The organism is Caballeronia sp. 11_S32 (assembly GCF_056930355.1).
The window spans coordinates 1-23,112 of record NZ_JBXOWH010000007.1 but is presented as its reverse complement, the minus strand read 5'-3'; the positions used below and the strand labels follow the sequence as shown (position 1 = coordinate 23,112).

18 protein-coding genes and 2 pseudogenes are annotated in these 23,112 nt (G+C 60.5%); 12 read left to right on the top strand and 8 right to left on the bottom strand.

Features of this window, described 5'->3' with window-relative positions; all coding sequences use genetic code 11:
- Positions 1-4: 4 nt before the first annotated feature.
- Entirely contained in the window at positions 5-964 is a 960-nt protein-coding gene (locus AC1Z32_RS40815) for a ParB/RepB/Spo0J family partition protein (RefSeq protein ID WP_483484544.1), read from the top strand.
- Positions 965-1,714: 750 nt separating this feature from the next.
- On the opposite strand, the gene AC1Z32_RS40810 is transcribed toward AC1Z32_RS40815, so the two are convergent.
- Positions 1,715-2,146 (bottom strand): hypothetical protein, encoded by a 432-nt coding sequence (locus AC1Z32_RS40810; protein WP_483484543.1) that lies wholly within the window; start codon positions 2,144-2,146, stop codon positions 1,715-1,717.
- Positions 2,147-2,983: 837 nt separating this feature from the next.
- Between AC1Z32_RS40810 and AC1Z32_RS40805 the strand changes: the two are divergent.
- Positions 2,984-3,184, top strand: a pseudogene (locus AC1Z32_RS40805) (cold-shock protein).
- A gap of 514 nt (positions 3,185-3,698) precedes the next feature.
- Here the strand turns inward: AC1Z32_RS40805 and AC1Z32_RS40800 are convergent.
- Positions 3,699-4,049: a hypothetical protein gene (locus tag AC1Z32_RS40800; RefSeq protein WP_483484542.1), complete on the bottom strand. Its 351-nt coding sequence runs from the start codon at positions 4,047-4,049 to the stop codon at positions 3,699-3,701.
- Between the two features lie 298 nt (positions 4,050-4,347).
- The gene (locus AC1Z32_RS40795) at positions 4,348-6,675 is read right to left on the bottom strand and encodes a tetratricopeptide repeat protein (RefSeq protein ID WP_483484541.1); all 2,328 of its coding nucleotides are present in this window, start codon (positions 6,673-6,675) and stop codon (positions 4,348-4,350) included.
- Positions 6,676-7,075: 400 nt separating this feature from the next.
- On the opposite strand from AC1Z32_RS40795, the gene AC1Z32_RS40790 reads away from it, so the two are divergent.
- From AC1Z32_RS40790 to AC1Z32_RS40775, 4 genes are all read left to right on the top strand, one after another.
- Positions 7,076-7,504, top strand: coding sequence for an antitoxin Xre/MbcA/ParS toxin-binding domain-containing protein (locus tag AC1Z32_RS40790; RefSeq protein WP_483484540.1), 429 nt, complete (start codon positions 7,076-7,078; stop codon positions 7,502-7,504).
- Between the two features lie 52 nt (positions 7,505-7,556).
- Positions 7,557-8,033, top strand: a complete 477-nt coding sequence (locus AC1Z32_RS40785) for an RES family NAD+ phosphorylase (RefSeq protein WP_483484539.1) — start codon at positions 7,557-7,559, stop codon at positions 8,031-8,033.
- 89 nt (positions 8,034-8,122) lie between these two features.
- On the top strand, positions 8,123-10,111 hold the full coding sequence (locus tag AC1Z32_RS40780; RefSeq protein WP_483484538.1) for a phage integrase family protein: 1,989 nt from the start codon (positions 8,123-8,125) through the stop codon (positions 10,109-10,111).
- Positions 10,112-10,176: 65 nt separating this feature from the next.
- Complete coding sequence (locus AC1Z32_RS40775; protein ID WP_483484537.1) at positions 10,177-10,458, top strand: RNA chaperone Hfq; 282 nt, start codon at positions 10,177-10,179, stop codon at positions 10,456-10,458.
- 187 nt (positions 10,459-10,645) lie between these two features.
- Here AC1Z32_RS40775 and AC1Z32_RS40770 read toward each other — a convergent pair.
- A pseudogene (locus AC1Z32_RS40770) lies at positions 10,646-10,873 on the bottom strand (IS3-like element ISGur5 family transposase); the annotation flags it as partial.
- 322 nt (positions 10,874-11,195) lie between these two features.
- Here AC1Z32_RS40770 and AC1Z32_RS40765 point away from each other — a divergent pair.
- Entirely contained in the window at positions 11,196-11,453 is a 258-nt protein-coding gene (locus AC1Z32_RS40765; RefSeq protein ID WP_483484536.1) for a hypothetical protein, read from the top strand.
- A 2,295-nt stretch (positions 11,454-13,748) separates the two neighbouring features.
- On the opposite strand, the gene AC1Z32_RS40760 is transcribed toward AC1Z32_RS40765, so the two are convergent.
- Both AC1Z32_RS40760 and AC1Z32_RS40755 read right to left on the bottom strand, forming a co-directional pair.
- Positions 13,749-13,952, bottom strand: coding sequence for a cold-shock protein (locus tag AC1Z32_RS40760; protein WP_483484535.1), 204 nt, complete (start codon positions 13,950-13,952; stop codon positions 13,749-13,751).
- 1,112 nt (positions 13,953-15,064) lie between these two features.
- Entirely contained in the window at positions 15,065-16,039 is a 975-nt protein-coding gene (locus AC1Z32_RS40755) for a hypothetical protein (protein WP_483484534.1), read from the bottom strand.
- A 601-nt stretch (positions 16,040-16,640) separates the two neighbouring features.
- Between AC1Z32_RS40755 and AC1Z32_RS40750 the strand changes: the two genes are divergently transcribed.
- Positions 16,641-17,633 carry a LysR family transcriptional regulator gene (locus tag AC1Z32_RS40750; RefSeq protein ID WP_483484533.1) on the top strand — a complete coding sequence of 331 codons (993 nt, stop codon included), beginning with the start codon at positions 16,641-16,643 and terminating at the stop codon, positions 17,631-17,633.
- A gap of 80 nt (positions 17,634-17,713) precedes the next feature.
- On the opposite strand, the gene phaZ is transcribed toward AC1Z32_RS40750, so the two are convergent.
- The gene (phaZ, locus tag AC1Z32_RS40745) at positions 17,714-18,550 is read right to left on the bottom strand and encodes a poly(3-hydroxyalkanoate) depolymerase (RefSeq protein ID WP_483484532.1); all 837 of its coding nucleotides are present in this window, start codon (positions 18,548-18,550) and stop codon (positions 17,714-17,716) included.
- Positions 18,551-19,089: 539 nt separating this feature from the next.
- On the opposite strand from phaZ, the gene AC1Z32_RS40740 reads away from it, so the two are divergent.
- The 4 genes from AC1Z32_RS40740 to AC1Z32_RS40725 all read left to right on the top strand — a co-directional run bounded on the left by AC1Z32_RS40740 (position 19,090) and on the right by AC1Z32_RS40725 (position 22,322).
- On the top strand, positions 19,090-19,464 hold the full coding sequence (locus AC1Z32_RS40740; RefSeq protein ID WP_483484531.1) for a hypothetical protein: 375 nt from the start codon (positions 19,090-19,092) through the stop codon (positions 19,462-19,464).
- A 265-nt stretch (positions 19,465-19,729) separates the two neighbouring features.
- The gene (locus AC1Z32_RS40735) at positions 19,730-19,999 is read left to right on the top strand and encodes a hypothetical protein (RefSeq protein ID WP_483484530.1); all 270 of its coding nucleotides are present in this window, start codon (positions 19,730-19,732) and stop codon (positions 19,997-19,999) included.
- A gap of 303 nt (positions 20,000-20,302) precedes the next feature.
- Positions 20,303-21,397, top strand: a complete 1,095-nt coding sequence (locus AC1Z32_RS40730; protein WP_483484529.1) for a DUF3300 domain-containing protein — start codon at positions 20,303-20,305, stop codon at positions 21,395-21,397.
- Positions 21,398-21,407: 10 nt separating this feature from the next.
- The gene (locus tag AC1Z32_RS40725; RefSeq protein WP_483484528.1) at positions 21,408-22,322 is read left to right on the top strand and encodes a DUF2950 domain-containing protein; all 915 of its coding nucleotides are present in this window, start codon (positions 21,408-21,410) and stop codon (positions 22,320-22,322) included.
- A 489-nt stretch (positions 22,323-22,811) separates the two neighbouring features.
- Here AC1Z32_RS40725 and AC1Z32_RS40720 read toward each other — a convergent pair whose 3' ends face one another.
- Positions 22,812-22,940, bottom strand: coding sequence for a hypothetical protein (locus AC1Z32_RS40720; protein WP_483484527.1), 129 nt, complete (start codon positions 22,938-22,940; stop codon positions 22,812-22,814).
- Positions 22,941-23,112 lie beyond the last annotated feature (172 nt).

Genomic DNA, 23,112 nt, shown 5'->3' with positions numbered 1-23,112 from the left:
GCTGATGACAAGTAAGAAAGAGGAGGCCGCTCGACTCGCCGCTGCGGCACTGGATCCGGCGCTCATGCCACGCCTGGAACGTAGAACGCCGCGGATTGCAATGAATAGAGTCACGGATTTCACAGGCGAACTTGAAAAGGTTGAACGGGACCTGAGCGAGGCGCAAAGGAGACTCGCGCTTCATGATGGGGCGCACCCCACGCGGAAACTCCCACCGGAGTCGATCAAAGCTTCGAAGTTCGCAAATCGAATCGAGCGGTCGTTCGAAGGACCGTCATTCGAAGCCTTCAAGCAAGAGATTTTGAGCGCAGGAGGGAACGTACAGCCGATCAAGGTGAGACGAATCGGCCCAGAGAGCTATGAAGTTGTGTTCGGGCACAGACGACATCGAGCGTGCTTGGAGCTTGGACTACAGGTCCTGGCAATGATTCAAGAGGACATGTCCGACAAGGATCTCTTTGAAGAGATGAGCAGGGAAAACGAACAGCGAAAAGACCTGTCCGCGTATGAGCTTGCCATGCATTACAGACGAGGGATTGATCTCAAGCTCTACCGAAATTGGTCTGAGATTGCAGCCGTACTTGGGAAAACCAAGAGTCTGATGAGTCGGTACAGCGCACTTGCTGAACTGCCCGACGCTGTCGTGAATGCGTTTCGGTCGCCAAGCGATATCCAACCGAAGTGGGCAGAAAAACTACGGCAAGTCATTGATGTTGATTCCGCCGCGGTGATGAGCGCAGCGAAAGCAGTCGCGGGAAAGTCTCTTCCACCTAAGGGAGTATACGAAGCGCTTATCAATCGCGCGGCGCAGGAGTTCACCCGGGTGAACTTTTCGTTCGGAACGTGGAATGAGACAAACAAGAAGGCGACGATCGACATCGATAAAACGACCTTAGGTCCAGAAAAATTGGAATCGCTTCGAGCTTTCTTGGCATCGTTGCAGTCCGAAAGTTCACCCGGGTGAACTCGGTCGGTTGTCTAGGTTTCACCCTTTCGTCCGCGGTCTCGTAGGTTGGCGCGGACGCACTTAGAAGTTTGTGTGCTCATTACCGGGCGGACTGCTCTAATCGTCGATCTGCTTGATGCTGTGCTTGGCGCCACCGCCTGAAGCGGTTGCTGTCAAGAATAAGCCGGCTAGACAACGGGCAGGCATTTCGACGACGTTCCAGCCGCCTGCCGATGGCCTACCTCCCGAACGCAACTACCGGTCTCCATCATCAATCGACTAAAGGCGATGCGCACGCTTATCAGCCTGCCAAAACGCCGCACGACAGCACCTGCGGGCAGAGGATGCGCTACGGCGAGAGACTGGGGCCGCCCGGCATCATGGCCGAGCACCGCGATCGATGCTTCGATTTCTCCGAGACAGTCGAGGACCTCCTGGAGCGTTCGCCACCGGATCACTCTGCGTTCTCCATGCAATGGATCTCACCCTCACGCGTGTGGAATTCGCCATAGCCCGGTTGGCGGCCGACGAGAAAATGTCCGGCACAGTACGTTGCTCGCATTAGCAGCGGCCTTTCGAGACTGTCTCGCCGTGCTTTTTCGAGAGGGAAGACTCACGCTCAAGGATCTTGACCGAATCCGCCGCTCTCCTACGGAGCGGCTGACCACAGGCGAGATCCTGCTCGAGTATGGTTGCCCGTACCGAATTCAGGTTTGTTGGGTTGATTCGCTACGGTGCGGTGCGACAGCACCGCGAGCCGCGCTTCATTCATGCGTGTGCCGGCGCAGCTTGGTCGCGAGCTCCCATGCGATCGATTTGCTCAACGATCACTTGGCGGTGATCCACCATAGCCCGCAAGGCTTCATTGAAAACCCGCAATACCTGCTGTGCCTGCGTGGCGTCGTGCCCGTCGCGCTCGAGCAGGGCCACGCTGCATTCCTGCTCGTGGATCCGCTCACGTGCCGCCGCGATATCGTGATCGGCCTTTTCCAACGTCCGGCACTCATAGGCCAGGCTGAGGCGTCCCACTTCGACGTGCTCGGGTTGAATGCCCAACGCGGCGACGGACGCCTCGACCGCTTCAGGCGAACCACAGTCGGTGGCAACGTTGAACGTGCCGTGCGCGTCCGTGTAGCGGCCACCCCACGCACCATTCGTCTGCAAATGCACCCAGAGCGTGCTGTGGGAATCATGGGTCATTGCGTCCTCCGTTGAACGCGCGCCGCGCGAAGGGGTCCGGCGCTCGACGTATTGCGAAGCATTCGGCAGGCCGCAACGGGAGGAGAACGCAGCGGAGGAGCGCGGATCTCAGGCCCCGGGGGCCATGCACATCCGTGTCGTCAGCCTGAGCATTAAAGGCAGGCCTTACCAGGCCTCACTGGCCAAGGGGCATTTGTCTCCTATGCGGAAAAATAGCCCGGCTGCAGCGGCGCTGACCGGTCCTGCCTCAACCCCTCTGTGGCGGCCTACACTGCTGTGCGAAAGGGTTGCGTTCCACTTTGGAGGACGCGAAGTGATACCGCGGCGAACACTCGAAGAGTGTCTGACTTTGCTGGGCGAAATCGAAGCCACGATCGCTGCGGTGGAGCTCGCCCTGACGCGTCTGGAATTGGCGCTGGCGCGTCTGCCCGCCGACGGAAAGTTAGTCGGCCGCAGCAAGTTGCTTGAAACGGCGGAAGTCTTTCGCGCCTGTCTCGACGTGCTTTCCAAGCAGCACCAACTCATGCTGGTGGACATCGAGCGGAAACGCTCCGCGCCCCCGAGGGTACCGCGGAAAATGGCTGATGCCGCAGCCCAAGACGCGGCTCAGATCCCCGCTTCTAGGCTTTTGCGTCGCTGTTGCGGTCGATCCGGCCGTCCCCCTCGAGCCTGCTAAGGAATAAAGGCGGTATCTATCAGGCTTGGTCAGCGGCGTGGGTACCGCCAACGCGTTCGATAGCACCTTCGTTTTGACTGATTGCCTCATATCGGACCAAAGATAGCGCCAGGCGTCAACGAGCGTGGCGCCGTCTCACACCACTCAAGTTAAAAACAAACATGGCAACCGGTAAGTCAAGTGGTTCAACGATGCAAAAGGGTTTTGGTTTCATCACGCCGGGTGCGGGCGGTGAGGATTTGTTCGCGCACTTCTCTGAAATCCAGACGAACGGCTTCAAGTCGCTCGCGGAAGGGCAGAAGGTGACTACGACGAAAAGATGGGCCCGAAGGGCAGCAGCCGCCAACATCAAGTCGGCGTAAGACGATACCCGCCGCGGCGGACGGTGCGTCTACCGTGGCATCGTCAGAAAACGCTAGGGAAAGAGTAGGTCATTGGGAGCGGAGGGCCCGCTTGCGCGGCACCAACCGGCGGAACTCGGCCATAGTGCGTTTCATCACCAAGCCTGATAATGTCCAGCACCCCTCGCTGGCGTTTCGACCGGCGCATTCAAGCCCAGAGAAAAAAGACCCGCCGCAGCGGGTCACGGCTAGTTGGCAGTTCCTGCTCTAAGACTAGCGAACCTCGCCGGCGGCATTGGTTGCCTTGCTGCTCTTCGTTGCGTCGGCCCTCGGGTTCGCTGGCCATAGTAGCGAGCCGATCCCGGTTTTGGGGTGGCGTGGATGCCACACACGACCGTACTATTAATTATGTAGATAGTTATTACCGATCAGCGGGGCCATCGCAGCTCAACACACGCGGCGACCGGATCGGGCGATGGGCAAGGCTGAAAGATCGCCGGCACGCTGGGAGCCTGATCAGCCCTCTCACGGGCGCCTATGAGTCGTTCGCGGATGGATCGCCGGAGTGGTCTCGCCGGCTGAGGCGTTCGATCTGCTCCAGGATGCGCTGGCGGTACGCCACCATGGCCTGCAGCGTTTCGCTAAACACGCCCAACAAGGTCCGCCCTTGCGCGGCCTCGGGGGTCTCCGGCGCGAGCGTTGCCAGACGGGCTTGCTGCGCGTGGATGCGCGCCTGCGCTGCACCGAGGTCGCGGTCCGCCTTGGCCAGCATCCGCCGTTCGTACGCGAGCGTCAGGGGCGCGGCGCCGCGGCGCGGGGTCGGCCGGGCCGGGCTCGGCGACTCGAGGTCAATCCGGGTGGGGTGCAGGCCGAGGCCGTCGACCACCGCGGCTTGGACCGCCGCGGGGGAGGGCAGTCGCGCACGAGGTCGAGCGCGCCGTACCGGTCGACGTAATGGCCGGCCCAGAGGCCGTCCGGCTGGACGTAGATCCACAGCAGGCGGGTGTCATCGCGGGTCATGGCGGGGGCCGGCGGACGTGGTTGCGAGGGCCGCTTCCCCCACATTGTAGGACGCGGGCAGCGCCGACGGCAGCGCCACCGGGGCGCTGGTACGCCAGACCGGTCGCGGACCGGCGCCGGCCGTCAAGCCTGATAACGCTTGTAAGCTTTGTTTATCGGCCTTGCTAGGACCGCGGTCGTGTCTCCAGGTCTGCCAAGTTGCGTCTGGCAACTTCAATTACGTCGGGAGGTGCTTCGGGTAATGCGATGGCGGCGGCGTAGTCGGCGATCGCGCCGTAGGGGTCGCCCTGCTGGCCCTTCGTGATGCCGCGATTGACGAGCGCTTTCGCGACCTGCTCGGCGGGCGCCTCGGGCAGGGTGATGACGGTGGTGTAGTCGGCGACCTCGCCGTCGGGGTCGCCCTGCTGGCCCTTCCTGAAGCCGCGGTTGATGAGCGCTCGCGCGACCTGCTCGGCGGGCGCCTCGGGCAGGATGATGACGGTGGTGTAGTCGGCGATCGCGCCGTCGGTGTCGCCCTGGCCCTTCGTGATGCCGCGGTTGACGAGCGCTCGCGCGACCTGCTCGGCGGGCGCCTCGGGCAGGGTGATGACGGTGGTGTAGTCGGCGATCGCACCATCGGCGTCGCCCTGCTGGCCCTTCGTGATGCCGCGGTTGACGAGCGCTTGCGCGACCTGCTCGGCGGGCGCCTCGGGCAGGGTGATGACGGTGGTGTAGTCGGCGACCTCGCCGTCGGGGTCGCCCTGCTGGCCCTTCCTGAAGCCGCGGTTGATGAGCGCTCGCGCGACCTGCTCGGCGGGCGCCTCGGGCAGGGTGATGACGGTGGTGTAGTCGGCGACCTCGCCGTCGGTGTCGCCCTGCTGGCCCTTTCTGATGCCGCGGTTGATGAGCGCTCGCGCGACCTGCTCGGCGGGCGCCTCGGGCAGGGTGATGACGGTGGTGTAGTCGGCGACCTCGCCGTCGGTGTCGCCTCTCTCACCCTTCTTGATGCCACGATTTAGCAGGGAACTAGTTATAAGTGGCGCAACTGAAGCGTTTCTTCTAATTGCACTCGGATATGCGGTGTCAAATTCGCTATGTGAGACGCCTTCGACGTCACGGAATGCTGTCCGTGACGCGTCCGTCAAACAGTATATTTCTGGGCTGGTTCCTACCTGACGCGCAGTATCTGAACATCCCACGAGTGCCTCAAAGAATGGTCGATCAGAAGGCCCGATCGCCTTGATACGGGACGCCACCGCTTCGATGAGTTGCTCGGCAACGCGTCGAATGAGGGGACGCTTGTGTTTGATAAACCATGATCGTGCTGCGGCATGCCGAGTGTCGTGGCCGTACGTCGGAAAACATTCGTCGCTTAGCACGGCGGCGTCAACCAAGACGTCCACGACGGCTTCGGATTGATCCTTCAGTAGTAGATCGTGAAAAATCCCCCACTTTTCGCGATCCAGCCGCGGGAAAAACGCCAACCGGGCGGCGAGCGTTCGGCTTGGCTCGTCCAGCAATCCAGCCAGCAGGTGCTCCAGTTCCAGGTAGCGAAGCGCCTGAGCGTCATGCGCTAGTTTTCGAAGGTCTTCCAGGGTATGAATCACCGCGCGATTGGCTTCGTTCGTCCAGAAGTCCAGGACCCCCGGATAGCCGTCGATTAGGTCGAGAAGGCGTTGCTCAGGCTCATGCTCAGCCGCTGGAATCGCTGTTTTGATGAAGCGGATGAGTCGCTCGCGTTCTTTCGGCTCGTCCGGTTTGATCGGCGTGAGCTCGTAACGCTGCGCGGCGCCGTTGATACGACACAGATCGCTCGCTCGTTGATAGCCCTCATCATTGAGTTTCGTGGAATCGAGCTCGGGATTTCGCACTGCCAGAACGATGTGCGTATGCGGCCAGTCCTCACGGTGCTTCAGAAACGTTTCCAGTGTGGTGAACTCCGGCCGGAGCGAAGGCGTTTTTTCCCAGGCGTCGAGCATCAGCACGATACGACGCTGGCTGATTTTCGCGACCAACTCGGTCAGTGAGAGTGCCTGGTCATAGGGAAGCGGGGTGAGCTGAAGTCCGCCGCTCAACAAGTCCTTCTGGCCTTCGGCCAAGCCATCGAAAGCCGCCCGGACCACGCCCGCGACAGGCATCTGTTTGCCGGCGAGCTTTTCAAACAGGACGCCCACCATCTGGCCGATGCGGGGGACGAGATGGTCTTTGTGGCGCTCCCATAGACTGATCGCTTGCTCCCGCATGGAGCTGTCTGCCAGCCAGCGCGCATACAAGTTCGATACCGCATAGAGCAGATGGCTGGTCTCGGAGCCTTTCGACTCGTGATAACCGACCAGGAACCGGCCTTCTTCCTCAAGCAGGCGCGCGACTTCGGTCAGCGTCCAGGTCTTGCCCATTAACGGTCGGGCAACGACCGCCGTAAGGCCGGGTTGGCGGGCGCGGTCGGTGAGGTGGTGAATGTCCGCCATGCGGCCAAACAGACGGTCGCGCCGATCGGGAAAGAGTTCGCTCATCACATTTGTCCGCTCGCGCTTGGGAAAAGGCGTCCTCGCAAGTTTGGCCGCTTCCTGCCCCATACAGAATCGTCGTTTCAGTGTAGATGCGCCGCGGATTTGAGAGCAAACAGATGCAGATGCGCGCGCATTTCAAGCCTGATAATGATGTCTTATCAGCTGGTGGCTCGGGCGAAGGGAAGGGTAGAGGCCCGAAAAGTCGCCCGCCGAAGGCCAGAACAACGCGAGTAGCGAAAGCCGCCTTGTCTGCTAATTCTTATTAGCAGTGAATGATTTAATAGCTAAAATGGCTCCTACTTTGCGTTACCTCTCTCCCGGATAGGGTATGGGTATCATTTGGTCTATCATGAAGGTTCAAAATGAGCCAGAATTAATCCCTAACCTATCCCAGAGGTGTCTCATGCTGCTGGTGTCGCCCCAACAGATCGCCGCGGTGATGGCGCTCACGCGCATCCCGCATTCGGTCGCCGAGCTCGACGCGCAAGTGCGCGAGGGCTTGCCGAAGTCGGCATTGAAGGAAGGCGTCGAGCACGCGACGCGCAGCGCCGAAGAACGCCGCGCGCTGCTCGCGCGCATCGTGCCGGAGGCGACTTTTAAACGGCGCCGCGACAAGCTGAGTCCCGACGAGTCGGAGAAGACCGAGCGGCTCGCGCGGATCGTCGCGACCGCCCGTTATGTGTGGGACGACGAGAGCGATGCCCGGGAATTTCTGAACACCGCGCATCCGCTGCTCGAAGGGCGCACGCCAGTTGAAGTTGCGCTCACCGAACTCGGCGCGCGGCGCGTCGAAGAGCTCTTGTGGAAACTGTTTTATGGGCTGCCGGCATGACGCTCTATATAGATGGGGTTGAGGGTGCGGATGAAGTTGGGTTGCGGGTCTGATGCGGATCTTTCGAATTGCGGACCGGCGCCATCCGGTGTGGAGCGGCACCGGCGCGATGCTGGTCGGGGGGCGCTTCAACAGTCCCGGCCGCCCGGTCATCTACGGGGCGCTCAATTTCGCCGGCGCCATGCTTGAGGTGCTGGTCCACGCGCGGATCGGCAAGGTGCCGAAGCATCACGTGTGGGTTGAAGCGCAGGTGCCGGAAGACGTGGCGATCGAGCGCGCGAACCTCGAGGACTTGCCAGTAGGCTGGGATGCACCGGATGCGCAGCCCGCGCGGCGCTTCGGCGACCGGTGGATTGAGGAGGCAAGGACGGCCATCCTGATTGTGCCGTCGGTGGTCGCGCGGGCGGAATGCAATGCCGTGGTCAATCCGGCCCATCCGGATGCGGCGCGCCTGGTGGTGTCGGCGCCGCAACCGGTCGTGTGGGATCAACGGTTGTTCGTGACTGGATCGGGCCCGTCGCCCGAATAAGCTCACCGTCGTCCCCTGAAAAGCCTCACCGTATCGGACAGTGTTGGAAGTCACTCGCTTCCCTTGACTAAAGACGAGAGCGCATCGCGATGGCCAACCAACCGCAACAGCTGACCCTGCCGCCGCCGCGCACCTACACGCGCACCGACTTCACCGCCTTGCGCGCCTTCGTGCAGCGCCTGCCGGCGGCCACCATCGCGCGGCTCTATTACGATCCCGAGCGTTCGCCGCATGCGGCCAGTGCCGATGCGATGGAGCGGTATTTGGGCACGATGCGTGATGACCTCGTGCATCTCGCGTTGCTGCATGGCTCGTCGGTCCTGGCGGATCACCTGAAGGCGTCGATCAAACAGCACGGCAGCGCGAAGCTCACCGCCATGACCTTGCGTATGGTCGAGCAGGCGTCGACGCTGGCGGCGGCCGTCCCGCTCGTGACGCATCCGGTGCATTTGTGGTTCCGGCCGTTGATCGCGCAACGGCTGAACGGGGAGGGCATCGGCACGCTCGGCGCATTGATCGACTATTGCAATGCGCGCGGCGGCAGCTGGTGGCGCGCAGTGCCGCGCATCGGCGCCTTGCGTGCGCGAACGATCGTGGCGTGGCTGCGCCGGCATGAAGCGACGCTCGGCGTGGGCGTTGCCGCCGACGTCGACACGGCTTCCTTGGTGCCTGCGGAAGCCGGAGAGCACAAAGGAGAGATGCGTGACCGCGTGCTCGTGATCGGCGGCGACCCGGGCGAACCGAGGCTGGCGCCCTTTGAGCACCTCGCCGTGCCAGCGGAATTGTCCGGCGGAAATGGAAACTACCGCGGGCTCAACCGTGCATCGGCCTTTGCGTTCATTCGCGCTGAGCATGATCTCGCCGCCGTCCACGCGTACCTGCACCGCTACCGGGACAGGCCGACGACCTTGCGCGCCTACACCCGCGAGCTCGAGCGACTGATCCTCTGGAGCGTGGTGATCCGAGACAAAGCGCTATCTTCGCTCACGGTCGAGGACTGCGAGGCGTACAAGGATTTTTTGCAGGCGCCGCTGGCGTCGTTCACCGGACCGAAGCGATCGCGCACCAGTGGCCGCTGGCGACCGTTCGCGCCCGAAGGACTGTCGGCCGACAGTCAGGCGTACGCGGTGCGCGTGCTGCGGGCCGCCTTCGCGTGGCTGGTCGAGGTGCGCTATCTGGCGGCCAACCCGTGGAGCGCCGTTCACGAACCGGCGACGGTGACGCGCGAATTGTCCGTTCAGGTGCATCGTGCATTACCGGCTGAACTATGGGTGCAGGTGCGCCACGCACTTGACGCGCATTGCGACAGATTCGGTGCGACCGATCTGGAAGCCGACGACGAGCGCCGGCAGTGGCGCGCCGCACGCGCGGCAATTTTGCTGATGGGCGATTCCGGGCTGCGGCGGGCAGAAGCGGCGCTCGCGCGTCGCGAAGATCTGCGCATTGCCGAGGTGCCCGAGGATCGCCGAGCGTCAAGCCGAGCGTCGCGTACTGCGTCGTCCGCATTGACAACGCAAACGCCGCCGCGAACGCCGCCACCGAGCCCGGCTGATCCCGGCCGAACCAAGTCGGCCGTGTGGACCTTAAGCATCATTGGCAAGCGCCGCAAGCAGCGTACGGTGCCGGTGAGCGGCGCGACGGTCGCCGCATTGCGCGTGCATTGGCAAGACCGCGGACACGACTTCGACGCTCCCCAAGCGCACGGGCCGCTGATTGCGCCACAGTGGATTCCGGCAACGCGCGCCGCGCTCGAACGTCACGATGCCGAGGCTAACGAGGCCCCTTACACCGTCGATGCGTTGGGACGGCTTGTGCGCATGGCGGTGCAACGTCTGGCGAAGGACAGTGCGCCGCTGGCGAACTTCAGCACGGGAGACCTCGTGCAGTTGGCGAATACGTCAGCGCATGCTTTTCGGCACACCTTCGGCACGCGAGCAGTGGCGCGGGACATGCCGACGGATGTCGTGCAGGCGATTTTGGGTCACGCGTCGTTGCAGACAACGTCCATTTACGTGCGGGCAGAGCGTCGGCGCATGCTTGAGGCTGCGGCGCGCTACTATGCCGAGGACGAGAAATAAGTCGTATCGTCTTCCGCGAACGGACCGTAGAGATGCATTTCGAAGAAAAATAGGGATGCGCCATCATGTTCACCCATGAGCACGACATTCAAACTGATTTCCTGAAAGCCTTCGTGCACGATCGGAAGGTCGTCTGGGTGTTTCTCGTCAGCGGCATTAAACTGACAGGTCAATTAGTGGCTTTCGATAAATACGTCCTGGCGCTGCAGTCGCCCAACGGCCTGCAAACGGTTTTCAAATCCGCTGTGTCGACCGTGTGCGAGTCGCACGTGATCGAGGGTAATCAGACGAGCGCCCGTCCGGCGACGTCGCGGGGGCGCAGTTCCCTTCGCGGGTCCTCACGCTAGGCACGCCCGTTACCCTGCAGCCGGCCATGTCGGTGTAAGGATTTCAAGAGCTGATCGAAATCGTCAAAATCTCCGATAAAGTGAGCGCCTTGCCTCAACGCGGTCATTTGAGACGCGCACTTGCAGCAGAACGTAAGAAAATAAGAACGACCATGCCGGTGTTTGTCAACATAGTTGTCGTGTCACTTCACGCGCACTGCTTTAATTCGACCGGCGGCATCCGCTCCGGATTGAGCCAGACTTCATCCTTCAATTCCCAATTGCGTGTCGAGCGGGACCAACGCTGCGGATTGCTTGCCTTGGCTTGAGCGTACAAGACTTGTGCCAGCACTGCAGCGGCGACGCCGCTATGACGCTGCGCCGGCGTGACGAATTTCAGGCCGCTGTGTTTATGCTCGTGGTTGTACCAACGCAACATCACGTCCGGCAAGGGACGCGGTGGGATGTTGACAATCAACTTGCCTAACGTCGGCCAGAAGAAGGCCCGCCGATCCGCGAAGGCCTAATGTCTCAGCTTTGCCATGCACCTAGCCACCTCCCGCAGCGCGCACTGGTAGTTCAATACCCGTCCCGCCCTATGGGAGCTCCTGAGACACGGGCCGGCGAACGGACGCGTACATCGACGATGACTGCGCGCCACGAGGCGTACGATTTCAAATGAAACCTGCGCACGATTCATCAGTAGCGCGACCAAGTTCTCGAGCGCAGGGTGCGGTAGGCGAGTCCAGCTAGGAGAGATGGCAGCGATCTTCAGGCGGCGGACGTGTCTCCTAATCGGGGTCGTTGCTGAGTCGCGCGACTCGCCGTCGTTCGAGAAGTTGCTCAACTCTGCGGTAATTTCCAGCTTGCCGGTCTTGCGGCGCACGGGCATCTGCTTTGGAGGAGCCTTGCGTGACGCGACGATCGACACGCCCGGCGCAATGTCTGCATCCGAGACGATCTCGATTTTCGAGCAATATGGTCGCTGGCGACGCATGGAAGACGCCGCTACATAATCGGCATCTCATCTTGTGCCGGCGATTCCATCCGACATATAGATCGAGCAAATCAATCTTCCGAGAAGACAGTCGCTCTAATACGTCCTCAGCGGTGGCAGGCATAGCAATTCCCCAGTACTTGCCGCTCTTAATAAATTGTAGGCTGGTCTTCACAGATGCAGATGCGTGAGAAACTTAAAAAATGTTGGGGCGATGGAGTAGCTAAGCAAAATATTCCGGGAGGCTCCTCGCCAAGAACTCGTCTACACTCGTGAAGAACCGGAGCCAGACGTCGTCCCGAGTGGGAACATCGTTCACTCTTAAGTGCCGAAGACACGAAGCCATTTGATTTGGGGCTGTTGTCGCAGGCTTACCATGAGCGTGGCTTCGGACGGGATGGGATGCATCATAAAGCCGGGCTCGGCTTTTTCAGTGTCTCAACTACAGCCAAAATTCTTCGTGCGTCTGAACTTACTTCAATTCAATTTACGCACAGTTGAAACGCGCGATGGACGGTTCCTTGACCGAAGAAGTTTCGGTGGAGAAGGCGCACATCTCTACTTCAAATGGCAGCCGAGCGTAACGCCGCGCCCTTGCTACGCCGGTGTCACGGCGCCCGATGCGGCGTTCGGTGCCTCGGACATTTCAATAGTTCCTACTGCTCGGCCGTCTTTTTGTGCTGAGCGAGGACCGTAAGCTAGGCCGCTGTCACAGCATACTCGCTGCACCTTAGCCGATTGGCAAATTTGGAGGATGGTCCGCAGATCCTTAATGGGAACTGCCACAAACTTGGTGCGCACGCTCTCCGCTTGATCTGACAACCTACGCACACGCTCGAAAGACAGTTCGTCGTTTCGCATGATCATCATCTCTTTGTATACCGATCCCTTCAGGCATCGGAACGGCTGACTCGGCCAATAGTCTTCCGCAGCAAGCCGCTTAAGCGTGAGACCCTGGTGGCTAAACGAAGGTCCGGCAGCCGTCCATTTGAAATGCCGATGAAAAAGCAATCCCGTGCGGTCTATACCGTTACTCACTGGCGCGGACCAACAGTAGGTGTTCGGACCGTCCGCCAACAGCCCGACGTGCAAGGGGATTCGCGGTGGAACCCCTGGCGTTAGCAGCGGTGGCCTTCTCTGCGGCTACCCTGTCGCTAACGACTGGGAAAGTTCATGGATCTCCAATCTCGATATGGTCAGGAAAGAAACCCTCCGCCATTACAGCTTGCTCGACCTCTGAAGGACTGGCGCATCCATTGACTCTTCCAACCTCCTTTCCATCGGCGGCGGTCAGCGTCCCAGCCCACTGGCCGCTCGGGGCACGGTAAATCCGCAGGATAATGGGGCGGCGGAGTTTCACGGTTGTTCTCGGAGGGGAGGACGAGACAATTTTGACACCTCGCCCCGGAAATTACGATGCACCGGAGGCGACTCCGGGCCTGCGGTGCGAAAAGGCATCCAGCGCGCGGCGCAAAGCTCTGCGCCCACATATAGGAACTCACTGTCGTCGGTTGGCCGGCGCGAGCGCATGGTGTACTCAGTGCCGCGAGCTTGAGCGCGTTGTTCGTATTCGGCGATTGGACTCAAGACTTCGACGGCGCGATCAAAGAAGACGATCCGAGTGGTCCGCCCTTGGCCACCCGTCGCTGAAGACGTCGAGCCCGCTGTGTTCTCGGTGTAGCACGCTCGAGTGTTGGCAAAGCATTCGGATGTCGTGATGTGCCAACCCATTCCCCTTCACGCGCTCCCATCGAAGTCTGCGATTATTCGGCCTCGGGTGCCTTACATTCGGCATTTCCTGCCGGGGCACATCGGCTCTGGCCGCGAGCGATGGCGTGGTACTGCGATCTGAATCCGAGTTAAGACCTTGGCACACCCGGTGCCCGCGGACATGCTTAGGTCAATGGTGGCGTAGCCAAGTCAACCGCGGACCGACGCAAGCATGCCCGTGCCGCAGTTCATTTAGTCGACGCCGCGTTCTTGGTCACCCAAACGGAATAGCAGCCGCTCGAGACGCGCGCGCTGTGAGGGTACGAGCCCCGGCGTCGCAATAGCCTTCACCACACGAGCGCGCCAATAGGTTCGACCGAACAAGGAATGGGCCGCGTCTCCGGCGAGAATGCGCTCAAGGTGCTCGATCTCAAGGTCAAGGCTCCTCGGTGTGAAGCTTGTTACTTTTCCCATAAGTAGGGTCATGTTTTTATTATCTCTCAGGTTCACCTTTGCGACGGGCCCCGAACTACGCCCCGTGCACCGCTGCTCAGTCTCCGGAAGCCGATCTACTGTAGTCGCAGCAAGCGGCTTCACGGCTGGCTCAAAGCGGCTGGATGTTTGCCGCCTGCTTGCCTTTGGGGCCTTGCTTGATTTCGAAGTTCACCCGTTGATTATCGGCCAGCGACTTATAACCCTCCCCCCGAATCTCGGAGAAGTGAGCAAACACGTCGCCGTCGCCGTCATCAGAGGTGATGAAGCCATATCCCTTCGCGTCGTTGAACCACTTAACTGTGCCCGTTGCCATACTAGTCCCCTACGAAAATGTGGTGGTCATCGAGAATAGCAGCAGCAGATGACATTTAGAGCAGCGTGTCTAAATTTATTTATCAAGATGATAATCGAAAGGGAAAATCTTCCAGGCGGACAGCATTTCTTCGTACGCGCCGCGCCCTGTACTTGATAAGTACGGGCGTGCGAAAGGATTTGCGTGACCCATACATGAAAAATTCGGCGCACAGTTTGTGTCGCTGCCCATTGAGCAGGCGAGAGCGTCTCGCGCACGGTGATGGTGTCGGCGCCGCGGGCCTCGCGCACGGCGCTGAAGCGGCACGACGCTCGCTCGCACGACAAGCGGGGACGAAGCCGAGGACGCCCCGTACACCGTCGATGCGCGCGATGCTGATGCCATGGCCGTGCAACGTTTGACCACGCAAACGGCCGCGCTGCCCGACTTCAGCACCGACAATCCGGTGCAGTTGGCGAACACGCCTGCGCATGCTGTTCGGCGTAGGTTCAGCAGGCGGGCTGTGACGGGGAGATGCCGACGGACGTCGTCAAGCCAGTCCCCGGCAACACGTCGTTGCAGACCACCTCAATCCAGCGCCTACCTGCGCGCGGAGCGACGGCGTTGCTCAGGCCGCAGCGCGGTACTACACCGATGACGAGGAGGCCAGGTGATGTACGGTCCGGCACTTCCTACCAACACGTTCATCGCTCATGTGAATCGCGGTCTGGGACCGGTAGTCGAAGGCCGGAACTTGTCCACAGAAAATGTGGAAAGCCCTGTGTATAAGCTTGCTCAAGGACGCCCGAACGTCTCATGCTTACTGCCTTGCTTCAGGTGGAAACGCGAAGCATGGGACAACGCTTGAGACAGCGGAGCCAGCCGTTGCTGAATGGCCCAATTGCCTGGAGAGCGTTTGCACCCTCTCGAGCAAGAAGCAGAAAGTTTTCTTCAGCGCGAGGACCGTCTCATTGCTGAGCTCCCGACATGCATTGTGGGTTGATGCCGAAAACAAGCCGGTTCATGCGAATCTCGGCATCCGAACATACCGGAGTCGGTGGCAACAGCCTTCCAGCAGGTCCGCTCGCGTTTCGATTGACGCATGGCACGTCATCCGCGTCATCCGCGATTCGCTAGAAGCTCACCGCGAAGCCGAACGACACGCCGTGCACGTTGTGGCCGAACACGTAGCGCACCATCGCGCGCGTGCGCGTGATGATGACCGGATACCGGCTGCTGTCGAGTTCGAGACCGACGCCCAGTGATGTCAGATCGTTGAAACCGAGCACGCCAGCGCTGTCGCCGAAGTAATGCGAGTACGCGGTTTCGAGCACGTACCGCACGGGGCGGTCGAGCGCGGAGAGGCCCGTCGGCGCACGCCAGCGCGCCCACAAACTGAACTGCTGCGCGGTCGCCGATCCCTGCACCGCATCAGACGAGCTACCGAAGCTGCGCAAATAGATATCGGTTGCGCGCACTTCCAGATCGATCTCGTAGTGTTCGCGATAGTGCTCCCAATCGAGCATCAGCGAACCGCCGAGACCGTAGGCATTGAGCGCGCCATCTTCGAGAAACCGAAGATTGGCGTTGGCGAGGTGATTGAAAACCGTTTGCGCGACGCGCAGATCGCTTGCGACGCGGCCGATCATGGCGTTGAAAATCGGCCTGAGAGCCAATTCATCGGTGATGCGGAAATCCCAACCGACACCGATGGTCGTGCTCGCCGTGTTCCATTTCGCGGGCACCGGGCGTTCCTGCCCCCCATCGCTGGCGATGAAGGTTGGATCGTAGCGGCTATAGGCAACCGTGCCTTCGAGATAGAGTGGAAATTTCCTGCTGAGCGTAAAGCCGCCGCCCAATTGGGTCTGGCCGAAGCCCGGATTGCCCGTTGCGCCGCTATGGATCGAGAGCGAACTCGTGGTAACGTCCGGCACCGCCGTGTAAGACATGATCGCCAGCACCGCGTTCGCGTAACTCTTCACGTTCGCGCCGACGACGGCGCGGTCCGGCGACGCCTGCGCGTGCGCAATGCCAGGCGCCATCAGCAGGAGAAGCATGAGCGCTGCGCCGATGTTCGACCCGCTGAAGGAGAATATCGGATTTCGCATGCACGGAGCCTGATTGAACGTTGAACGGCTGATGAGGCAACCGTGGAACTTGGCCGCTTCGCCGCCCCTCGATCCGACGAATGTAGCCTACCGATCGTCGGACGCCAAGCGCATTGGAATTGACTCTACTGGCGGGCCTCTTTTACACGGATCGCATTCTGAACGTATCGATGATACAAACCGTTCCACGGACCGTGCTGGCGCGATCATCCCCGTCTGTCTGGCTCTTTCTACTCGGCGGCGTGGATTCGCTCCGGTCCATCGGATGCGTCGAACTCGCTAACGGCGGATAAACAACTATCGCGCGGCGTCGTAAAAGTGTTGCTGAAGGTTATTAGCCGACCCCCTCGTCATCCTCAGTGCCCACGCGGCATGCAGGCGGTCCGATCTTTAGTGGCAAGCAGACCGGCCATAGGTAAAACCTGCATGCTTGTTTCATGCATCGGCGAATTGGGTACAAAACCGGATGACAAATCGTCTTGTGGAGATTATTGATTAATAAGCGAACACGAACGTCTCTTCTCGGCGCTCGGTTCGCACGGGACCGCCGACACCTTGCATAAGCAGGGTGGACCGGACGACGTCGCATCGGAGCAACACGATGAACCAGATCCAGGCAATGCGAGTGTTCGTGCACGTAGCGGATACGGCCAGCTTCCGAGGCGCGGCTCGACAACTTCATGTATCGAATGCGCTCGTTACTCGCGCCGTCGTGTTGCTCGAGGCGCATTTGAAAGCCCGCTTGATCAATCGCACCACGCGCAGCGTCTCTCTCACCGAAGTCGGGAAGAAATACCTCGAGGGATGCCGTACTCTTCTCGAGGAACTCGATCATCTCGAGTCGACCGTGACGCACACTGAGACGGAGCCGAGCGGGACGCTGCGCGTTCTAGCATCAAACGCGCTATCGCCGGCCATTCTCACTCGGCTTGTCGACGGCTACCGCAAACTATGTCCGAACGTCACCGTGCGTCTGGCGCTTACTGACTGCCATATCGATTTGGTTGAGAACGGTTACGATGTGGGCATCGTGACGGTCATAAGGAATCACCCGACGCTCATAGAGCGGACCGTTGGGGCGATCGCGCTCGTCCCTGTGGCTTCCCCTGCCTTCATCAGGCGACACGGTTCGCCGTTCGCGCCGATCAATTTGCAGAGCTTGCCGCTGGTCGCGCTACCAGAGGAAAATCACCGCCACGCGTGGAATTTTCGTCACCACGCTGGAAGTACCGAACGAATCGATCTTTCGCCGGTTTATTCAGTCAACGACATATCGTTGGTCCGGCTAGCGACCTTGAGCAGCATTGGCTTTTCAATGTTGCCTCAAAGCATAGTGCAGGCAGACATCGATGAAGGCACGTTGGTTCGCCTGTTGCGGGACTATTCGATCGACGAACGTCAGAGCCTATCGATGGTCTTTCCCGCGCGCCAGTGTCTCACTCGCAAGACGCGTGTGTTCATTGACTATGCGCTCCCTCAACTGAGCGCGGACTTAGCGAGCCTGGCTAGCCATCTGGATGGCGTCCGGACGTCGGGCCTGGAACCTGTCGGTTCGCGTGTCGAGCCGCCTAAAGCATTGGCTGTTGCAGGTTAAAGCATACGCGCGGTCCCAATCCGACGTGAACTGGTGGCGATGAGCTGGGCTTCCCCTATCCGGTCCGGCACGGATCAGGCTCAGCAGTTCGGCTCGCGCCGCAGGAAGTCGCGCACCAGGCGCGCCACCTTGTCGGTTTGCGTGACGAGGAACAGATGCCCGTCGTCGATGACATGAAGCGTAGAGCACCGAATGCGGCCAGCAAGTATTTTTGCGTTGGCCAGAGGGACGATCGGATCGTCGTCCCCGTGAATGACCAGTGTGGGCTGACGCAGGCGTTTGAGCCATAGCAAGCTGCTCCAACCCCACAACGCCAACAACTGGTACACGTAGCCACGGCCGCGCGGAGCCCGAATGTGGCGCGCATGCTCCTTGAGCAGTTCAGGATTTTTTCGGTACGCTCCACCATACAGGTCTGCTCCTGCCTTAAGTAGGAAGGCAGGGTCACGATACCGACGGGGCCCCATCATCTTCAGCATCACGGACAGTCGCGCTGGAAACATAACGACGCCTGGCGTAGTGGCGGCCAGCACCAGCCGTCGGCAGCGCAATGGGAAGCGATAGGCGAACTGTTGCGCGAGCGCTCCTCCCCAGGAAACCCCGAGAACGTCGACCGGCCCAGCATAACCAAGCGATGTCAGCAACTTGTCGGTCAACACCGACAGCGTCGTAAAGCGATATGGACGACGCGGCGCTGGCGAGCCTCCTACACCCGGAATGTCGAATATGACGGCTTCAACGTCGCCGAGCGCCTCGACAAACGGTTCTAGCAGTTCAAGATTTGCCCCAATCCCGTTGAAAATGAGAAGCGGTGGCGAAGCGGAGGTACCTCGTTTGATGCCGACGCGAATAAGCTGACCGCTGAGGTCGACGGTCTGGATGTTCATGACCTTGCCAGACTGATCTGAAGCTTGCATTGCATGTATTTCCTCTGAGAGGTGGCAATCGATTGACGTTGGTACGTTTGTCCGAAGCGTCAACGCACTTCAACTGACCTAAAGACGCGCGACGCGTAAGAAAAGGTCGTAAGCCCAAAGGAATCGCAAGCAGCCATTCGGCCGAATCAAAGCAGGGATTTTTTGGCGCGGTCCGTTCTAAATTCGTTCGAGTCGGCGGGACCCTCTCGCGTCGGGAGGGGGGCCGCTCATGTGGGAGAATTCCGCCTACAGGCTGGGTCATCAACACGACGATCTGGCTGCCCGCGCGTGCGCATTGAGCTGAGCGCGATGCTTTATGGGCACGCACCGGTGCTATTCGCGCAGCGCGGTTTGCCGTCCTCGGCTTCACGCCAAAGCCGGGCTCCACGTTCGTTCACCGCGCCCTTATCTTGACGATGGTTAAGCGCCTGGTATATTAGAAAAGAATGCAGCGATTCGGCAGGTATTTCACTTCCTTTGAGGTGTCGCCGCCTCGCTGCCAATATTTGTCAAGTGATGTGGACTTCTCGGGGTGTCGCATGCGCGAGAACGAACGAATCAACGCCATCGCTGTTCTTCTGCAGCGCGCTGCAAGAAAACAGCGGTTCGTGCCCTATCAAAAACTTCACACGCTTTTCGTTGACGAAGAGCCGCTGGCAACGCGTTATCGAGTGCTCGAGGATGCCATTTCGCTGCTCAGCGACTGCGCTGAGCTTGACTATGGTTGCCTGATGACGTTGGATAACGGACTGCCTGGGGACGACTTCTTTCACAGATTTAAGCGTCATCGTCCGCGTGAATTCGAGGCGGTTATGGGATATGCGTCCATGGGCCGGTCTGTTGTCAAGAAGCGGGTGTTGGCAGCGGCTGAACGGGAGCGGGTTTTCATGCACGCGGCGAATGTGCGGAATTAAAAAACTCGTAGCCAAGATGTTTGGCCTGCAGGCGTTGTCCCGTCAATTGTACCGTCCAAGACTATGACTCGTTCACGGTAGGAATGAAGAGTTGCTCATTGCTTGTAGCCCATGTGCATGCGTCTGGATAACCAGTCATGCCGAGGAGTTGCAAACCATGGATGTGCCTAGCCGAAAGAGTAGCCAGGTGCAGTTGACGTAGAAAGCTTGAATCGCACTTGGCGACATCTTCTGAAGCTTTGAAACAAGAAAAGTGAGGGCTATCATGAATCGTCTGAAAGCGACTGTAGGACTGTTGTCGATCGTGCTCGCGGCGAATGCCTGGGCGCAGACTGCTACGCAGACCGACCAAGCGGCCCAGCCCGCCCATAGCGACGAGATCGTCAAAATGAGAATGGAGGTTGCTGCAGCCAATAAGAAATATAACCAGAAAGTTGCGGCGGCCAAGAAGGTCTTCGAGCATAAGAAGGCGGAGGCCGCCAAGGAGCGCGATGCCGCGATTGCAGCGGCACACAATGGGACGAGCGGACAGTGACGGCTTTCGCGCTCAGGCCGGAGGTGGTTTGACGGTTGCCGACGGAGGCGGTCCCGTCATGGCGCTTGAAGTTCGACGTGCCATCGAGTCCAGAACATGTGGAAATGCCAGTTGGTGGTGCCAGACATGCGTGAGTGCCTTAGCGGGCTTATCGTCGCGTCTGCCTTCTGTGCAGGCGGGTGCGCGGTCGCTCCGGCGCCGCCGGAAATCGGCGGACAAACCGTCGTGGCGGCGCCGCCGACAAGCGGTGCGCAAAGCGCAGCTCAGCAGACGCCGGCGCTAGGCGGTGCGCAAACCTTCGCAATGGATCCGGCTTCGCTTGATCGGCTCGTCGGTCCGATCGCGCTCTATCCTGATGATCTCGTCGCGATCATTCTTCCGGCGTCGACTTATCCGGTCGAAATCGTGCAGGCGGACCGATTTCTCGAGCGCAGAAAAACCGAGAAGAACCTGCCGGTTAATGAAGCGTGGCAGGATCCGATCAAGGCGCTGCTGAATTACCCCGAAGTCGTGAAGAAAATGAGCACCGACCTCGACTGGGCAGTGGCGCTCGGTGAAGCGGTGGTCGCGGACCAGAGTGCGGTGTTGCAGGCCGTGCAGCGTTTCCGACGTCAGACGCAATCGGCCGGGAATCTCAAAACGGATGACAAGCAAACGGTGGTGGTCGAAAAGGAAGTCATCAAGATCGTGCCGTCGAATCCCGAAGTCATCTACGTGCCGCAGTACAACCCGACGACGGTCGTCGTCAGCAGCCCGACGCCGGTCTATAGCTACTGGCCCGCGCCTTATCCCGTCTACTACTATCCGTATGCACCGGGCGCGGCGTTCGCGACCGGCCTCATCTGGGGGGCTGCGATCACAGCGGCGTGGAATGGCGGACACTACGTGTCGCACTATGAGGGCGGCAATAACACGATCAACATCAATCGCGAAAGCAACGTTAACCGCACCGAGATCAGGAACGAGCTGAACAATCGCGCGGCGAACCGTCCGGCGAACGGGACGTCTGGCTCGCAGCGCTCGACGCAGTGGCGCTCAGAGAAGAAGCCCGGGCAGGTGTCGGGCACTAGCACGCGCGCCTCGTCACAGCGTGTCGGTGATCCGCCGTCGCGCGCCGGCGCCGGCAACTTCGGCGAAGCCGGCGGTGGCAATCGAGCCGCCGCGCGCGCCGCGCAAACGCCACGCGGGCAAGGTGCCGGCAACTTCCAGGGAGGCGGCGGCGACGCGTTCAGCGGCTATGGGTCCGCCCAGGGCGCGCGAGCGGATGGCGCGCGCGGCGCCGCCAGCCGTCAGTCGATGTCCGGCGGGCAGGGCGGTCGCAATTTCCAGGGAGGCGGCTTTTCCGGCGGCGGGCGCGGTGGATTTGGCGGAGGCGGCGGCCGCGTGGGCCGTCGATAGGAGACACGTCATGAACATAGGGTCTCGTCGACTCGTTACTTGCCTCGTCATCGCGATGCTAGTCGTCCCACTGCGCGTGGCTGCCACCGATCAGCAGCAGACCTTCGCCACGCCCGACGAAGCGGTGACTGCGCTCGAACAGGCGCTGCGGTCGAACGACGATGCCGCGCTCATCGCGATCTTCGGCAATGCGCATAAGCAACTCGTTGTGACACCGGATGAAGCCGAGAACCGCCAGCTACGCGCCAACGCGCTCGCTGAGTTCAACGCGTACCACACGTTGGAGGACATGTCGCCGGACCGCCGCATCCTGCGTATCGGCGACGAAGCGTGGCCCATGCCGATTCCTCTCGTGCGCGAGCACGGAGTTTGGCGCTTCGCCACCGAAGAAGGCGAGCAGGAAGTGCTGGACAGGCGCATTGGCGCGAACGAGCGCGAAGCGAGCAAGGTGCTGCGCGCGTATCTCGATGCGCAACGCGAATACGCGACGCACGACCGCATGGGCGACGGCGTGCTGCAATACGCGCGCAAGCTCGGCAGTTCGCCGGGCAAGCGCGACGGCCTCTATTGGCCCGCGAACGAGTCGAAGGGCGAGGAGCCGAGCCCGTTCGGCCCATTGATCGCCGAGAGCGCGAACTATTTCAAGGATCGGAACCCCGGCGCCGCGTATCACGGGTACTACTTCCGCATTCTTACGAAGCAGGGCAAGCACGCGCCGGGCGGACCATTCAATTACATCATCAACGGGCGCATGCTGGCGGGCTTCGCGATGGCCGCATACCCAGCGCAATATGGCGCGAGCGGCGTGATGACGTTCATTGTCAACAACAACGGCGTCGTGTATCAAAAGAATCGCGGCGCATCCGCCAAACCGCTGACCGAGTTTGATCCCGACGCATCGTGGACGCCCGTGCCTGAGCCTTGAAGAACGTGCTGGGTGAGATACGACTGTCTGAGTTTTCTGAGGAAGGCGGTCGACCATGCCTAGCCGAAAGACCACCTTGAAAGCCCTGTACCTGTCATGGGGGACTTTGCCATGAAACGTAAATATCAGCGCCAAGCCTATGCGCAGCGCCGCGTAACAGCGGCGGTAGGACGTTTGATCCTTGCTTCAACATCGTCCGAAAAGGCGCAGGCAGGGCGGTGGGCGCGGCTGTGGGGCAAGGTGGCGGCTACGCGCTTTTGAACTCAAGGCAGTGTTAATGCAGTTTGGCCGCGTCGCAGAACACGATGAAATCGCGGCGACTGTCGCCCAATAAAGCGCCATAATTGCCGCATCTTTCGCGCTGACGCGAGTGCCTCGCGGACGTGCGACGCGGCCTGCGCCCACCGGAGGCTCGCGTGCGTATGCTGCGTACCCATCCACGCCACTTGCAACCCGGTTCCCTCGAACTGCCCGACAGCGAGCGCCCGTTCAATCGGACGGCACGTACCTGCCCGTATCGATAGAGGTCGTGACGCAGGGCGTGATCGCAGGCCACGCGGGATACTTCTTCGCGAGCGCGACGATCCCCCACATGCCGCGGTGGCCGACGTGACCCATTCCAATCACCGGGTTCGTCGTCGAGGCAAACGGCGAGCCTGGGTGAAATGGCTTCGCGAAACAACAAATCTTCAGATGCCTTTGGGTAGGCGAGGCGTTCATCCCGTTTGTCGATATCTACACGCCATTACTGCGTGTCGCCGCTATCTCATTGGTGATTTTCATGATCCAA